Below are 15612 nucleotides of genomic sequence, written 5' to 3' on the forward strand. Positions count from 1 at the left end.
AGGCCCATCAGCATGTAATTGTAGACGCGCAGCATATGCGCGCGCAGACCTTCGTCGATCGCAGGTACGGAGGCGGCATGCGTCCCGTAACGCGCCTGCTGGTTGTCGTAATTGGCCATCGAAACCCTTCCTTTTCTCAAGTCTTTCCGGTTTTGCCCGGAACTCGCAGACCTGACGGCAATATGGGGCTTTGGCCTATCGCAAACAAGGGTCAAGGAAGCGTGAAACGTACCCTTGCGTAAACGATTTCCAGATATCCGGCCCCGATGATGCAATCGGTTCGCGAACCCCGGACGCGGTCGTCCCCCCTGTCCGGTTCGTATTGCGTGAAGGGAGATCATCGACCATGCAGCGAGCACCCATGCTTCGGCGAATCGTCACCGGTCTGGCGGTGCTCGGAGGCATAGCGGCAATCGCCACCGAGGCCGGCGCGGACGCGTCCAGGTCGAACCCCGATTCCGCCTTCCAGCTTGCCCTCGAAGACCTTGTCACCCGGGCACGCCCCGGAATCCTCGGAATCTCGGTCATCGACCTGGATACCGGCAACCAGTGGGGCGTGAACGACAAAGATGCCTTCCCGATGATGAGTGTCTTCAAGGTACCCGTCGTGGCCGCGGTCCTCGACATGGTGGACCGGAATGAGCTCGCCCTTTCCGACACCGTCACGATCGGCCGGGGCGACCTGCGCAAAGGCGCCAGCGAGATCGCGAAGTCGTTCGCCGGGACGGAGATGACCTTCACGGTGGACCAGTTGATGGCCGCCGCGGTCAGCCGGAGCGACAACACCGCGGTCGATGCCCTCATCAAGCGGATCGGCGGACCGGCCGTGGTCGACGCCTTCCTAAAGGATAAGGGCATCGGTGGCATGCGTATCGACCTGGACGAAGGCGGCATCGAGCACGTCTTTTCAGGGCTGGGTGCCAACGCGAAACCGCCGCCGGGCGAAACCGGCGACGCGAGTGACGCGCGGCTCTGGCGCGGATACCAGGCTTTCCTCGCGGATCCGAGAAACCGGAGCACACCGCAGGCGGCGGCGGCTTTTCTGCAAAAGCTCTGGAATGGCGATCTCCTCTCGGACGCATCCACGCAACGGTTGCTGGACCTGATGTACGCTCAGACCAAGCCGATGCGGCTGAGATCAGGCCTGCCGGAAGGCGCGCGCCTTGCCGACAAATGCGGTACGTCGGTTTCCATGCGAGGCGTGACAGCGGCCTTCAATGACATCGGCATCATGACACTGGCCGACGGCCGCTCCGTCATCATCGCGGCATTCCTAACCGCGGGCACGGGGTCGCGAGAGGAACGAACCACACTCTTCGCCGATCTCGCGCGCCAGGTGGCCTCGCGCCGGAGATAACGGCGCCGGCCCGCCGAATCCGGAGGCGGCTAGAGATTCCGGAGCACGGGAGCCGCCTTCTGGCCGAGCACCCGCCAGGTCCCGGCGAGGCCGAAGACCAGGGTCAACAGCAGGGCAAGCGCCGCCGCGCCGAGCGCCGGCCCGGGCAGGAAGGCAAAGGGCACGTCCATGATCGTCGCCAGCACGAACCAGGCGGCGAGCGACCCGGCGACGACGCCGAACAGTGCGGTCGCGGCCCCGAGCAGCAGGAATTCCAGGGCAAAGGCCGCGATCAGCTTGCCGCGCGTCGCCCCCAGCGTCTTGAGGACGACGGCATCGTGAATCCGCCGCCGGCTGCCGGCGGCGAAAGCCCCGCCCAGGACCAGCATCGAGGCGACGAGGGTGATCGCCGATGCGCCGCGGACCGCCCAGCCGATCTGGTCGACGAGATCGTTCGCCGTCTCGATCGCCTCCTTGACCCGGATGACCGTGATCGCGGGAAAGGCGTTGACCACCGCCTTGAGGAAAGAAAGCTCCTCCTCCGTGGTGCCGCCATCGGGATAGGCGAGCGTCGCGAGGCTGGTGAAAGGCGCACCGCGCAGCGTGTTCGGCGAGAAGATCATCACCGAATTCATCGATAGCGACTGCCAGTTGATGGTTCGGAGGCTGCTGATTTCGGCCGTGATCTCCCGGCCGAGGACGTTGACGGTGATGGTATCGCCGAGCTCGAGGTGCAGCTCGCCGGCGATCTCGTCGCCGAAGGAGACAAGCGGCGGACCCTCGTAATCGGGCGGCCACCATTCGCCGGCGGTCAGGTCGTTGTTCTCGGGCTTCGAATCCGCATAGGTGATGCCGCGGTCGCCCTTCAGCACCCAGCGCGCTTGCGGGTCGATCTCCGCCTCGTCTGCCGGGACGCCGTTGAGCTTGGTAATCCGCCCGCGCAGCATCGGCTGCATGTCGAGCTTCCCGCCGGGCGCCTTCTCCGCGACGAAAGCCTTGAGGCCGTCCGCCTCCGCCCCCTGGATGTCGAGGAAGAAGAAGCTCGGCGCGGTCTTCGGGATCGAGCCGAACAGCTCGCGCCGGAAGTTGCCGTCGATCAGCACCAGCGACACGAGAAGCGTCAGGCCGAGGCCAAGCGAGAGGACGACGGTCTGGGTGAGCGCCCCCGGCCGGTGGATGTTGCCGACCGCAAGCCGCACCACGGTCGAGCGGACACGGGGGACCCGGCGGGCGAGCGCCATCACCCCGAGGGCGACGACGCGGAGCAGCACGAAGGCGCCGGCCGCGCCGACCACGAAGGCGGCGGCGATGCGCGAATCGAAGGCGAGGCCGATGGCGAGCCCGGCCAAAACGGCGAGCGCGGCAGCGACCGCGGCGAGATAGGCCACCGGCGGCCGCTTCTGCACCGGCGCGACGGAATCCCGGAACAGCGCGGTCGCGCTGATCTGCCGGGTCCGCCCCAATGGATAAAGGGCAAAGGCGAGGGCCGTCAGCAGGCCATAGACGGCGGCTATTGCCAGTTCGAGCGGATAGAAGCCGGCGATGTCGACCGGCACGAATGCAGCGAGAAGCGGCCCGGCGACAAAGGGGATAACCGCGCCGAGAACGAGGCCGGCGACGATGCCGAGGCCGGCGATGATCATGATCTCGATGAGGTAGACGGCGACGGGAAGGCCGGCCGGCGCCCCGAGGCACTTGAGCGTGGCAATGACCGCTCTCTTGCCTTCGAGGTAGCTCGACACGGCGTTGGCGACACCGACGCCGCCGACCACCAGCGCGGTCAGGCCGATCAGCGTCAGGAATTCGGCAAAGCGTCGGATGTTGGTGTCGAGCGACGGCGCGGCATCCTCCCGGGTCCGCACCCGCCAGGCCTTGTCGGGGAAGTCGTCGGTGACTTTCTTGGCCAGCGCTTCGACCGCTGAGTCTCCCGGGTGGCCGGGAAGCAGGATGCGGTAGTGCCAGGTGGAAAGCGAGCCTGGCTGGACGAGGCCCGTTGCGCCGATAACGCCGCTGCTCACCATCAGCCGGGGACCGATCGAGAAGCCGTCGCCGAGTCGATCGGGTTCGCTCGCGATGACACCACGCAGGACGATCTCGGCTTCCCCGAGCTTCATCACGTCTCCGACCTCGACCCCGGCGCGGGTGAGAAGCTCGGCTTCCGCGAGCGCACCGAACCTGCCGTCCTTTTCGGCAAGGAGCGCCGGAGGGTCGCCGCCGCCTTCGACCGTGATCTCCCCGACCAAGGGATAGCTGTCGTCGACGGCCTTCAGCTCGACGAGTGCCTGGCCCTCACCGTCGACCCGTCGGGCGATCGCCCGCAGCGTCGCGACTTCCGAGACTTTCCCGAGCCCGTCGAAATAGGCGCGCTCTTCGGGAGTAGCCCGATTCTGGAGGAGGCGGACAGCGATGTCGCCGCCGAGGATGGCGCGCCCTTCCCGCGCCAGCCCCTCGGTCATGCCGCGGGCAACCGACCCGACGCCGGCGATGGTCGCAACGCCCAGGATGATGCAGGCAAGGAAAATACCGAAACCACGCAGGCCGCCGCGCAACTCACGCACCGCGAAGCGCGAGGCCAGCCGAAGCCCGGGCGACCGGCCGGCCTTGCCTTTGACCGTGGGCGCGGCCAGGACGCCGCTGGTCGCCGACGCCATGCCGGTCAGACACCCATAGCGGGTTCGGGCGACGGTTGAGTCGACCCGCCATCGGCGACGATGCGCCCCGACTCGAGACGGACGACCCGATTGGCCCGTTCGGCCAGCGTCCGGTCATGGGTGACGAGGACCAGCGTCGTGCTTCGCTTGCCGCTCGCCTCGAACAACAGGTCGGCGATCATCGCACCATTGGCGCTGTCGAGGTTGCCCGTCGGCTCGTCGGCGAGGAGCAGCGCCGGACGCGGCGCGAGCGCCCGCGCGATCGCGACCCTCTGCTGTTCGCCGCCGGACAGCTCCGCCGGATAGTGGCCGACGCGGTCGCCGAGGCCGACGTCGCGGAGCTCTTCTTCCGCCCGCTTGAAGGCGTCGGCCTCACCGGCAAGCTCCAGAGGCACCGCGACATTCTCGAGCGCCGTCATGTTGGGGATGAGATGGAAGGACTGGAAGACGACGCCGATGGCGCGGCCGCGGATACGGGCGAGATCGTCCTCGCCGAGACGGGTGATCTCCGTTCCCTGGATCGCGATGCGGCCGGCGGAGGGCCGTTCGAGGCCCGCCAGCGCCATCAGCAGGGTCGACTTGCCCGAGCCCGAAGGCCCGACGAGGCTGAGCGATTCTCCGGCCTGGACCGCAAGATCCAGCCCCCTGAGGACATGGACTTCGCTGGCGCCGGTTCCGAGCCTGATATGGAGGTCCTCACAAAGGATCACTGTTCCGGTCACGCAACCTGCCCCATATAAACGGCTTCCCGAGCGACAAGTGTCTCATATGGTGGAGTTCCCGTGTCGATCCAGCCTTTCGCCCTCGCCCTGGCGCTTTCGGTCGCACTCGCAGCGCCGGCCATGGCTGATCCGATCCGCATCGTCGCGCTCGGCGACAGCCTGACCGCGGGCTACGGCCTCGCCGCCGACGAGGCCTTTCCGGCCCGCCTCGAGGCGGCGCTGAAGGCGCGCGGCTACGACCTGGTTATCGTCAATGCCGGCGTTTCCGGCGACACCGCGAGCGACGGGCTGGCCCGCCTCGACTGGTCGGTCGGCCCCGACGCCGACGCGGTGATCGTCGAGCTCGGCGCGAATGACGCGCTGCGCGGCGTCGATCCTGCGATCACCCGGAAGGCGATGGGTGACATCATGGCACGGCTCGACGAACGCGGCATCCCCGTGCTGCTGGCGGGCATGCGGGCACCGCCCAATCTCGGCCACGACTATGTGCAGGCCTTCGAGCCGATCTACAGCGATCTCGCCGAGAGCCATGGCGCCCTGCTCTATCCGTTCTTCCTTGACGGTGTCGCAGCGCGGCCCGGGCTCAACCAGGCGGACGGCATCCATCCGACCGCGGACGGCGTCGACATCATCGTCGAGCGAATCCTGCCGTCGGTCGAGGAGCTGATCGAGCGCGTCGGCGAAGAAACCAAATCCGGGGCTTTACATCCTGGCGGACAACAACCGATGCTACCTGTGATTCGCGATGGAGGTGCCTCATGCCGCGCTTGTTCACCGGCATAGAAATCCCCGCTGATATCAGCGAGCGACTCGCGCTCCTCCGCGGCGGAATTCCCGGCGCGCGCTGGATCGACAAGGAAAACTATCACATCACCCTCCGGTTCATCGGCGACATCGACATGCGCACCGCCGACGAGGTCGCCGATGCGCTCGGCCGCATCGACCGGACCGCCTTTCCGGTCACCATCGACGGCATCGGCTCGTTCGGGACCCGCAAGCCGCATTCGATCATTGCCCGGATCCAGCCGAGCCGTGCCCTGATCGAGTTGCAGGCCGAGCAGGAACGGCTCATGCAGCGCCTGGGATTGCCGGCCGAACAGCGGAAGTTCACGCCGCACATCACGCTTGCCCGCGTACGCGGCGTCAATGCGCAGGAGATCGCCAACTACCTGTTCCAACGCGGCGGCCTGGTGTCACGCCCGTTCGAGATTTCCGAATTCGTGCTCTTCTCGTCACGGAATTCGGTCGGCGGCGGCCCCTATGTCGTCGAGGAAGCTTATCCGCTCATGCAGCGGGCCCCGGCCAATGACGGTAGTTTCGATGGCCGCGCCGCTAGCGCCTGAGGAACGCGACCGGGCGGTCTCGGAACTCGATGGATGGGTCCAGACCGACGGCGGCAAGGCCATCCGCCGTATGCTGGAATTCGACGGGTTCGTTGCCGCCTTCGGCTTCATGACAAAAGTCGCGCTGGTCGCCGAGAAGATGGACCATCACCCCGATTGGCGGAACAGCTGGAACCGGGTCGAGATCACCCTGACCAGCCACGACGCCGGCGGCGTCACCCAACGCGACATTGCGCTCGCCAGGGCGATCGACGGGCTGCTGCAAGGCTAGGCACGTTGCGCCATCCGCCCCGCGGCCCCATGTTTCATCGAAACCGGAGCGGAGGCATGGCCGTGAACGAAGTACTCTACGGCGAAATCCTGGGTCCCGAGGACGGCGCGCGCCGCGAGAAGCGGGTGCGGAGCCGATTCTGGGCGACCGTGCGGAAAGCGGCGCGGGCCATTCCCTTCGTCGACGACGTCGTCGCCGCCTATTTCTGCGCCCTCGACCCGGCGACCCCGCCCCGGGTGAAGGGGATTATCCTCGGCGCCCTCGCCTATTTTGTGCTGCCGCTCGACGCCGTGCCCGACATCCTGGCCGGCGTCGGCTTCACCGACGACATAACGGTGCTTCTCGCCGCGATCTCGGTGGTCGGGGCGCATATCAAGCCTGCCCATCGCGAAGCGGCCCGGCAGGCGCTCGCCGGGGACGAGGCGACCGGCTGAGGGTGCCGAACCGGCGCTGGAAGTCCCTCAAGGCCAAAAAAGCCGCGCGATCACGGATTTTTGCCCCACAACCCGTCCCCGAGAGGGTATGTTCGCGTGAACATTGTCTCGGCGAATCAATCGTCGCCCTGTGGCGGCGAGATCACATTGTTGTCGATTTTCTCGGCACAGATGGCGGCAAACGTTGATCTCTTCGACCGGGCGGCGGCGATGCATTCACGGAATGGTAACCATGATTGCCGCAGGTCTGTCAGTGAGATCGCCGTTGGCCCGACGGGGAATCCAACCAGCAGACCGACAGGAAGAGACTAGTGGGTAGGACGATGAATTCACGGATCCTTTTCACGGCCGCTACGGCGATATTCGCAGTGACCGCGATGGCGCCCGCCCATTCGGCAACGAGCATCGGCACCTTCAAGCAATGGGGCGCCTATACGTCGACCGAGGGCGGCGCGAAGATGTGCTTCGTCGCCTCGCAGCCGACCGAGAAGAAATACTCGAAGGATATCAGCGGTCGCGACCCGGCCTTCTTCATGATCACGACGATCCCCAACAAGAACATCCGCAACGAGGCCAGCACGATCATCGGCTATCCATTCGCCGATAACAGCAAGGTCACCGTCAAGATCGACGGCAACGGCAACTTCACCATGTTCACCGACAAGGACAGCGCCTGGATCGAGAATCCGGCGCAGGAGCCGGAGCTGATCAACGCGATGCGCAAGGGGAGCAGGATGGAGGTCCAGGGGACCTCGCGCCGCGGCACGATCACCACGGACACCTATTCGCTTTCCGGCATCACGGCGGCGCTCGAGGCGATCGCCAAGGAATGCCCCTAGGCCGCATCTGCTGATATAACCGCGGAGGATGCGGGTCCGGGCGCGGGCGACCTGTCCGCTCCTGGATGTATGTCATTTGCCCCGATCGATCGCGGATAGCCATGCTCGACCTCACCGAAAAGACGGGCTCCGGGAAAGCCGCGCCGGCGGCGCGGCCGTCGCTCGTCGGCCTGTCGCGCGAAAAGCTCGCCGAAGCTCTGGTCGCGATCGGCGTCCCGGCCAGCCAGACGCGGATGCGCGTCGCCCAGCTCTGGCACTGGCTCTATATCCGCGGCGCCACCGACTTCGGTGATATGACCAGCGTCTCCAAGACGCTGCGTGCCGACCTCGACCGGCACTATACGCTGGCCCGCCCCGAGATCGTCAGCGAGCAGATATCGGAGGACGGCACCCGCAAGTGGCTGTTCCGCTTCCCCTCGCGCGGCGCCGGGCGGCCGGTCGAGATCGAGACCGTCTACATCCCCGAGGAAGACCGCGGCACGCTCTGCCTGTCGAGCCAGGTGGGCTGCACGCTCTCCTGCACCTTCTGCCATACCGGCACCCAGAAGCTGGTCCGCAACCTCACCTCCGAGGAGATCGTCGGCCAGATCCTGATGGCCCGGGACCGGCTCGACGACTATCCCGGCCGCTTCGCGCAAGGCACCGCCGGCACGCCGGAGACGGGACGCCTCGTCTCCAACATCGTGATGATGGGGATGGGCGAGCCTCTCTATAATTTCGACAACGTCAAGGAAGCGCTGGCGATCGCCGCCGACGGCGACGGCATCGGCCTGTCGAAGCGGCGGATCACCCTGTCGACCTCGGGCGTCGTGCCGATGATCCCGCGGACCGGCGCCGAGATGGGCGTGATGCTGGCGATATCGCTTCACGCGGTGCGCGACGATCTTCGCGACGAGTTGGTGCCGCTCAACCGCAAATACCCGATCGCCGAGCTGCTCGACGCATGCCGCGCCTATCCCGGCCTCTCCAATTCGCGCCGCATCACCTTCGAATACGTGATGCTGAAGGACGTCAACGACTCGCTCGCCGACGCCCGCGAGCTGGTGCGGCTGCTCAGGGGCATCCCGGCCAAGATCAACCTGATCCCGTTCAATCCCTGGCCGGGCTCCGCCTATGCCTGCTCGGACTGGGACCAGATCGAGCGCTTCGCCGAGGTGGTCAACCGGGCGGGCTATGCCTCGCCGATCCGCACCCCGCGCGGCCGCGACATCCTCGCCGCCTGCGGCCAGCTGAAGAGCGAGAGCGAGCGGCTGAAGATCCGCGAGCGGATGGCGCTCGAGGCGATGATCGCGGGATAGGCAGCGCCGCGAGGCAGGAGGAACCGGCCGGCCCTTCGCCTACCGCGATTCAGCCAGCACCAGCCGAATCGCGAAGGCGCCGAGCACCGTCGCGAAGGCCCAGTCGACGATGCGTGTGGCGCGCGGCGAGCGCTTGAGGAACCCGGCGATCCGGTCCGCGAAAAGGATCAGCCCGACGCAGATCGGCACGTTGACCACAGCGAAGAACAGCCCGAGGAAGAGCAGCTTCTTGGCCGCTTCCGGATCGGCCGGCGAGACGAATTGCGGCAGGAAGGTCACGAAGAACACGATGATCTTCGGGTTCAGCAGGTTGACCATCAGACCCTTGAGATAGACCGAACGGAGCGCCTCCACCCGCCCCTTCTTGTCGAGGGAAAGGGCCGAGCCGTGCCGGATCGCGTCCCAGGCGAGGTAGGCGAGATAGGCCGCGCCAACCACCTTGAGGATCGTGAAGGCGGTGACCGAAGCGGCAAGCAGGACGGAAAGGCCCGCCGCGATCAGTACCGAATGGATGACGAGGCCGGTTGACGCGCCACCGAAGGCCGCGAGGCCCGCGGCCCGCGACTGCGACACGGTCCTGGACAGGAAGAACGTCATGTCCGGGCCAGGTGTCAGGCTGAGAATGATGGCGGCGACCGCATAGGCGGCGAGGACCGGCAGGGCCGGGACGAAATCCGCTAACATCCGAGGAAAGCCTTGTCGTGGCGTGGCCGGCAGATTATCCGATCCGACTGGCGAATGGCAGGGGTGCGGGCGGACCGCGCCGACGCCGTGAAAAGACAGGAGAAACGAGCCACCTTGGATCAGCCGGATCGGAGCGCGAACAAGAAGAATTGGCGCCGGGTCGTCCGGCTGCCGACGTCCTATCCGCTCGCCACCTGCCTGGTCTTTGTCCTGGTCGTCTCGCTCTTCTTCCTTGCTTTTCCCGGCGTCGATGTCTGGGTCTCGAGCCTTTTCTACAAGGAGCCGAAAGGCTTCTACCTGCGCAACTACGCCTTCTTCAAACAGATCCGCGACCTCGGTTCATTCGCGGTGGTTGCGGTGGTTGTCTGGCTGCTCGCCCATTTGCTGCTCAAGCTGGCGAGACCGGAACGGCCGAGCTACGTCCCGCCGGGTGTGACGCTTTTCCTCCTGTCGACGCTGATTGCCGGCCCCCTCCTCCTCGTCAACATCATCCTCAAGAACAACTGGGGCCGCCCGCGACCGGTGATGGTCGACGTCTTCGGCGGCGATTCTCCCTATGTCGAGGTGTGGCGCATCACCGACTATTGCCAAACCAACTGCTCTTTCGTGTCCGGGGAAACCGCCTCCGCCTTCTGGCTGATGGCGCTAGCTCTTGTCGTCCCCAGGCGGTTCCGGGTCGCGACGGCGATCGTCACCGGACTCTATGCCGCCCTGCTCTCCTTCAACCGTATCCTTTTCGGTGGCCACTTCCTTTCCGACGTGCTGCTTTCGATGGGCCTGACCCTGATGGTCGTGGTCATCGGCTACCGGCTGTTCATCCTCCACCCACCCGACTGGCTGGCGAATGAGCGGCTGGAAGGCGGGCTGACGCGAATTGGCGAGCGGTTGCACGGGCGGCGGCGAAGCGACGCGTGAGGTCACCTGCCGGCTTGCCCGGCACAAGCGCAGCGTCCTATAAGCCGGCGACATTTCTCCAGAACCGGGGCGCCAAAGGCATGGCTGACGTAAAGAAGGTGGTACTCGCCTATTCGGGCGGGCTGGATACCTCCATTATCCTCAAGTGGCTCGAGACCACATACGGTGCCGAGGTCGTCACCTTCACCGCCGATCTCGGTCAGGGCGAGGAGCTCGAACCGGCGCGGCGCAAGGCCGAGATGCTGGGAATCAAGGATATCCGCATCGAGGACCTGCGGGAGGAATTCGTCCGCGACTTCGTCTTCCCGATGATGCGGATGAACGCGCTCTACGAGGGTGTCTACCTGCTTGGAACGTCGATCGCACGCCCGCTGATCGCCAAGCGGCTGGTCGAGATCGCACAGGAGACCGGCGCTGACGCCATCGCCCACGGCGCGACCGGCAAGGGCAATGACCAGGTCCGTTTCGAGCTGACCGCCTATGCGCTCGACCCCAACATCAAGGTGATCGCGCCGTGGCGGGAGTGGGAGTTCAAGTCGCGCAGCGACCTGATCGACTTCGCCGAGAAGCACCAGATCCCGGTTCCCAAGGACAAGCGCGGCGAAGCCCCCTTTTCGGTCGACGCCAACCTTCTCCATTCATCCTCGGAAGGGAAGGTCCTCGAGGATCCCTGGACCGAGCCGCCGCCCTACGTCTTCCAGCGCACCGTCGCGCCGGAGGACGCGCCGGACGAGGCGAGCTTCGTCGAGATCGGCTTCAGCCATGGCGACCCGGTGGCGATCGACGGCGAGGCGATGAGCCCGGCGACCCTGCTCACCCATCTCAACGGCCTCGGCCGCGATAACGGGATCGGCCGCGTCGATCTCGTCGAGAACCGTTTCGTCGGGATGAAGTCGCGCGGCATCTACGAGACCCCCGGCGGCACGATCCTGCTGACGGCTCACCGGGCCATGGAGTCGCTGACCCTCGACCGCGAGGCGGCGCATCTCAAGGACTCGCTGATGCCGAAATATGCCGAGCTGGTCTATAACGGCTTCTGGTACGCGCCCGAGCGCCACATGCTCCAGGCCCTGGCCGATACCAGCCAGGAGCATGTCGAGGGCACGGTCCGGCTCAAGCTCTACAAGGGCAACGTAATCGTCGTCGGGCGAAAGAGCCCGAAGTCCCTCTATTCCGACGAGCTGGTCACTTTCGAGGATGATCGCGGCGCCTACGACCAGAAGGACGCCGCCGGCTTCATCCGGCTGAACGCGCTGCGGCTGAGGACGCTCGCGGCGCTGAACCGACGTTAGCGGGCTCCCTCGCGAGGGGAGCTACTCCGGCAGGCCGGCGAGGCGGAGTCCGTCGAGATACATCTCGAGGATGCGCGGCTGGACGAATTTCATCGCGTCGCCGACCTGGGCGACGGTGATCCCCGGCCTCGCCGAGGTGAACCGGGCCAGCGCGTCACGCGCGCCTTCGATATCGCCCGCCCTTGCCAGAAAGACCGCGAGATCGCGGTAGGCCCAGGTCATACCGACCTTCTCGCCGAGCGCCCGCCTGGCCCATGTCGCCGCTTCGATCGGGTTCCCCGCCGCGAAGCATGAAAAGCCGATCCCGATATAGCCGTTGAAGCTGAAGGGATCGAGCGGGCTCAGCTTGATCGCCTTCTCGAAGCTGCTCCTGGCTATCTCGGGGTCGCCCCGATACGCCTCCAGAAATCCCCTGCGGGTCCACGCCCAGGCATTGTTGGGGTCGAGCGCGAGCGCCCGGTCGACGAAGGCCCGCGCCCGGTCGAGGTCTCCGAAGAGCAGCATGGTGGCCGTGGCGAGCGCGGTCAGCGCGGTGGGATCGTCGCCGACGACCGGCGCCGCCTCGGCAATCAGCCGATCGCCCTCGGCACGAATCCCTTCAAGGTCGTCCGACCAGTTATAGACCACATGTTGAGCCCGCGCCCAGGCGGCGATCGCCTTGGCGCGGGCATAGGAGGGATCGAGCCGCATCGCTTCGTCGAGCAGCCGGATGGCTTCGTCATTGTCGTCCTGCTTATGCGCCCACAGGTGCGGCAGTGCCCGCAAGACGAGGTCATAGGCATCCTGGCTCTCCGGCCGCTTGCGCCGGGCATGGGCGATCTCCGCGTCCCAGATCGACGGGCGTAACGCGCCGGTCACTTTCGTCGCGATCTCGTCCTCGAAGTCGAACAGGTCGGCGACCACGCCGTCGAACCGATCGGCCCAGATATGGATGCCGGTGGCAGCGTCGATCAGCTGGGCGGTCACACGCACCCGGTCCCCGGATTTCCTGAGGCTGCCTTCCAGGACGTAGTGGACGCCGAGCTCGCGCGCGATCTGGCGCACGTCGACGGCGCGCCCCTTGTAGGCGTAGGCGGAATTGCGGGCGATCACCACGAAGTCCCGGACGCGCGACAGGGTCGCGGTGATCTCCTCGATGATCCCGTCGATCAGGGGATCGGCGGCGGGATCGCCGCTCATATTGTCGAAGGGCAGCACGACGATCGATGGCTCGTCGGTTTTCAGGGCTTCGAGCGGAGCCGTTTCTTTATTCGCCGCGGGCTCCGCGACGGCCGGGGCGGCGGAGGTTGGACGCCGCATGTGGCCATAGCCGGTGGGCAGCGGCTCCTCGCCGGCATCGTCGCGATGGCCGGTCCAAATCCAGACCTCGAAGAGCTCCTCCGACTTGCCCTTGAACGCGACCCATTCCGTCTTGTTGAACTGTCCCGCAAGCTCCCGCGTCAGCTGCCAGCGTACCGAGTGGGTGATCGCGATCCCGCCCGGTGGCGCCGATTCCTGAAGCCGGGTGACGAAGCCCACGGCGGCACCGAACCGATCCTGCCCCTGAACGAAGACGTCGGCGAGGGCTATGCCCACCCGCACCAGGATCGGATCGTCGGACCGGGCCTCGTTGAACGCCGCCATGCCGGTCTGGAAGGCGATCGACCATTCCACCGAGTCTTCGACGCTGGGGAATTCGATCAGCGCGCCATCCCCCATCGTCTTGAACAGGTCGCCGGAGAAGCGGGTGACGGTGGGCCTCAGGATCTTGCGCCGCACCCGGGCCAGGTCGCTGAGCGTGCGCCGTTCCTCCCGCTCGACAAGCCGCGAGTAGCCAGCGACATCGAGCGAGGCCAGGACAGTCAGCTTGCGCGGCGCGCGCTGCATGGCGATCTTCCCCGGGCGAATGCCGGGAGTTTTCGTCTACTGCGACGCACCTTGCAAGCTTAGTCTTTCATCTGTCTGCCCGTTCGTTCATCGGGATCGCCCGCTCGCGGGGTCTGGCATTCGAACGGCGCAACCATCCTTCAGCGCAGACTGTCGAGCCATCTCTGCGTCGGGCCATGGACTTGAACGACCCGGCGCGGACGCGCGCCTGGCTGAAGCCGCGTAGCCGGTGACCGACCGGCGGCCGTCTGACCGGTCCAGAAGCGGCGAACAAGGGCGACGAAAGCCGTCGGTCGGATTGCAGTCATCGTCAGGGCTCCTTCCTGCCCGGTGATTATCGGAGACAGGAAGCGCCAAATATGGTCCAATTGATATGTCCAATTCTGGATATATGACTGGACCAATTAAATGAGGAGCGCCGTGACCGGAAGGAATGACGACCTCGCCTGGCTTTTCGATCCGCCACCCGCCGGGGGCGGGCTCGAACGCCAGATCTACCGCCGTATCCGGTCGGCGGTGCTGGAACGGCGGTTGCGCCCCGGCACACGCTTGCCGGCAAGCCGCAGGCTGGCGGTCGACCTCGGCGTCAGCCGCGGCACCGTCGTTGCCGCCTATGACCAGCTCATCGCCGAGGGCTACCTCGAGGCCTGTACCGGTCGCGGTACCGCCGTCACAGCCCTCCCCGACGCGATGCTTGGAGCGCCCGACGCCGCCACGGCCGAATCGACCACCGCGCCGGCTTCCTCGACCCGGGCGGCATCGTTCCGGATGCCGGCCATCGGCGGCGGCCTTGACGCATCATGCTTCCCGCCGGGCGTGCCCTCGCTGGACACCTTTCCCAAGCGCGAGTGGTCGCGCTGCCTCGCCGCCAGGGCGCGGCGCCTGCGCGCTGCCGATATGACCTATGACAATGCCGCCGGTCTGCCGATCCTGCGCGAAACGCTGATCGGGCACCTCAATCCGGCGCGAGGGGTCGTCGCCGAACCCGATCAGGTCATCATCGTTCCGTCCGCTCAAGCCGCCTTCGATGCCGCCGCGATCTGCACCACCGAACCGGGGGATCTGATCGCGGTCGAGGATCCCGGCTATCCCCACGCCCGCGAAGTCCTTGCCGCGGCCGGCGGTGTCCTGGCGCCGGTCCCGGTCGACGCCGATGGCATCGAGGTTGCCGCGCTGACGAGGCTCAAGCGCTTCCGGCTCGTCGCCGTCACCCCGTCGCACCAGTATCCGACCGGCGTCACCATGAGCCTCGAACGCCGACTCCGCCTTCTCGACCTCGCCCGCGAGCGCGGCGCCTTCATTCTCGAGGACGACTACGATTCTGAATTCCGCTACGCCGAGCGCCCCATTGCCTCGCTCCAGGGTATCGACGGCGGCCGCACCGTGATCTACGTCGGCACCTTCTCCAAATCGCTCGCACCGGGGATCCGGGTGGCCTACCTGATCGCCCCGCCCTCGCTCGCCACGACGCTGGCGCGCATCGTTGTCGGCAAGGGTCAGGTCGTCGCCGGCGTGGTGCAGGCGGCGCTCGCGGATTTCATCGCCGAGGGCTATCTCGCGGCCCATATCGGCCGCATGCGCGCCATATACGCCGCCAAGCGCGACGCGCTGGTCGAGGCGCTCCGCGCGAATCTCCCGTCGGAGATCAGGGTCGAGCCACCGCGGGGTGGGCTGCAGTTGCTCCTCCGCCTCCCCGACCGGACAGACGACAAGGCGATCGTCCACGAGCTCGCCGCCGCCGGCATCGAGGCCCGCGCCCTGTCGCGCCAGTCACTTCGCGCCACGGGCCGGGGCCTGCTCCTCGGCTACGCCATCGCACCGCTCGACGCGATCGCGCCGGCGGCGAAACAGCTTGCGGCAATCGTCAGCCGCCACCTCGACGGCTGAAAACGGATACCTCCCATGCCGTTCCGGCGATTGCGTTTGTTGCAGCGCAACCTATATTGCGCGCGGTTTCACCC

14 protein-coding genes and 1 pseudogene are annotated in these 15612 nt (G+C 66.5%); 10 read left to right on the top strand and 5 right to left on the bottom strand.

Going from position 1 to position 15612, the window contains the following annotated elements; all coding sequences use genetic code 11:
• Nucleotides 1-119: pseudogene (locus tag KDJ86_RS20640) on the bottom strand (BAX inhibitor (BI)-1/YccA family protein); the annotation flags it as partial.
• Nucleotides 120-346: 227 nt separating this feature from the next.
• Between KDJ86_RS20640 and bla the strand changes: the two are divergent.
• Nucleotides 347-1357 (top strand): class A beta-lactamase, encoded by a 1011-nt coding sequence (gene bla / locus KDJ86_RS14505; RefSeq protein ID WP_291747205.1) that lies wholly within the window; start codon nt 347-349, stop codon nt 1355-1357.
• 29 nt (nt 1358-1386) lie between these two features.
• On the opposite strand, the gene KDJ86_RS14510 is transcribed toward bla, so the two are convergent.
• Together KDJ86_RS14510 and KDJ86_RS14515 are read right to left on the bottom strand one after the other, a co-directional pair.
• Nucleotides 1387-3987 (bottom strand): ABC transporter permease, encoded by a 2601-nt coding sequence (locus tag KDJ86_RS14510; protein ID WP_291747207.1) that lies wholly within the window; start codon nt 3985-3987, stop codon nt 1387-1389.
• A 5-nt stretch (nt 3988-3992) separates the two neighbouring features.
• On the bottom strand, nt 3993-4709 hold the full coding sequence (locus tag KDJ86_RS14515) for an ABC transporter ATP-binding protein (protein WP_291747210.1): 717 nt from the start codon (nt 4707-4709) through the stop codon (nt 3993-3995).
• A 120-nt stretch (nt 4710-4829) separates the two neighbouring features.
• Here KDJ86_RS14515 and KDJ86_RS14520 point away from each other — a divergent pair, with 120 nt between their 5' ends.
• From KDJ86_RS14520 to rlmN, 6 genes are all read left to right on the top strand, one after another.
• Entirely contained in the window at nt 4830-5492 is a 663-nt protein-coding gene (locus KDJ86_RS14520) for an arylesterase (protein ID WP_291747357.1), read from the top strand.
• The gene (gene thpR / locus KDJ86_RS14525; protein ID WP_291747213.1) at nt 5468-6052 is read left to right on the top strand and encodes an RNA 2',3'-cyclic phosphodiesterase; all 585 of its coding nucleotides are present in this window, start codon (nt 5468-5470) and stop codon (nt 6050-6052) included. Before KDJ86_RS14520 ends, thpR begins: the two co-directional genes overlap by 25 nt.
• Nucleotides 6030-6323, top strand: a complete 294-nt coding sequence (locus KDJ86_RS14530) for a 4a-hydroxytetrahydrobiopterin dehydratase (protein WP_291747215.1) — start codon at nt 6030-6032, stop codon at nt 6321-6323. Before thpR ends, KDJ86_RS14530 begins: the two co-directional genes overlap by 23 nt.
• A 62-nt stretch (nt 6324-6385) precedes the next feature.
• Complete coding sequence (locus KDJ86_RS14535; RefSeq protein WP_291747217.1) at nt 6386-6757, top strand: YkvA family protein; 372 nt, start codon at nt 6386-6388, stop codon at nt 6755-6757.
• A gap of 377 nt (nt 6758-7134) precedes the next feature.
• The gene (locus tag KDJ86_RS14540) at nt 7135-7596 is read left to right on the top strand and encodes an invasion associated locus B family protein (RefSeq protein ID WP_291747359.1); all 462 of its coding nucleotides are present in this window, start codon (nt 7135-7137) and stop codon (nt 7594-7596) included.
• Between the two features lie 101 nt (nt 7597-7697).
• A complete protein-coding gene (gene rlmN, locus KDJ86_RS14545; RefSeq protein WP_291747220.1) occupies nt 7698-8894 on the top strand; it encodes a dual-specificity RNA methyltransferase RlmN in 1197 nt (398 codons plus the stop codon).
• A 39-nt stretch (nt 8895-8933) separates the two neighbouring features.
• On the opposite strand, the gene KDJ86_RS14550 is transcribed toward rlmN, so the two are convergent.
• Nucleotides 8934-9578 (bottom strand): LysE family translocator, encoded by a 645-nt coding sequence (locus KDJ86_RS14550; protein WP_291747223.1) that lies wholly within the window; start codon nt 9576-9578, stop codon nt 8934-8936.
• Between the two features lie 114 nt (nt 9579-9692).
• Between KDJ86_RS14550 and KDJ86_RS14555 the strand changes: the two genes are divergently transcribed.
• Nucleotides 9693-10493, top strand: a complete 801-nt coding sequence (locus KDJ86_RS14555) for a phosphatase PAP2 family protein (RefSeq protein ID WP_291747225.1) — start codon at nt 9693-9695, stop codon at nt 10491-10493.
• 80 nt (nt 10494-10573) lie between these two features.
• Nucleotides 10574-11785, top strand: a complete 1212-nt coding sequence (locus tag KDJ86_RS14560; RefSeq protein ID WP_291747227.1) for an argininosuccinate synthase — start codon at nt 10574-10576, stop codon at nt 11783-11785.
• 21 nt (nt 11786-11806) lie between these two features.
• Here the strand turns inward: KDJ86_RS14560 and KDJ86_RS14565 are convergent, their stop codons facing one another.
• Nucleotides 11807-13651, bottom strand: a complete 1845-nt coding sequence (locus KDJ86_RS14565) for a tetratricopeptide repeat protein (protein ID WP_291747230.1) — start codon at nt 13649-13651, stop codon at nt 11807-11809.
• A 420-nt stretch (nt 13652-14071) separates the two neighbouring features.
• Between KDJ86_RS14565 and pdxR the strand changes: the two genes are divergently transcribed.
• On the top strand, nt 14072-15538 hold the full coding sequence (pdxR, locus tag KDJ86_RS14570; protein ID WP_291747233.1) for a MocR-like pyridoxine biosynthesis transcription factor PdxR: 1467 nt from the start codon (nt 14072-14074) through the stop codon (nt 15536-15538).
• Nucleotides 15539-15612 lie beyond the last annotated feature (74 nt).

This window comes from Bauldia sp. (assembly GCF_020442045.1).
Taxonomy (GTDB): Bacteria; Pseudomonadota; Alphaproteobacteria; order Rhizobiales; family Kaistiaceae; genus Bauldia.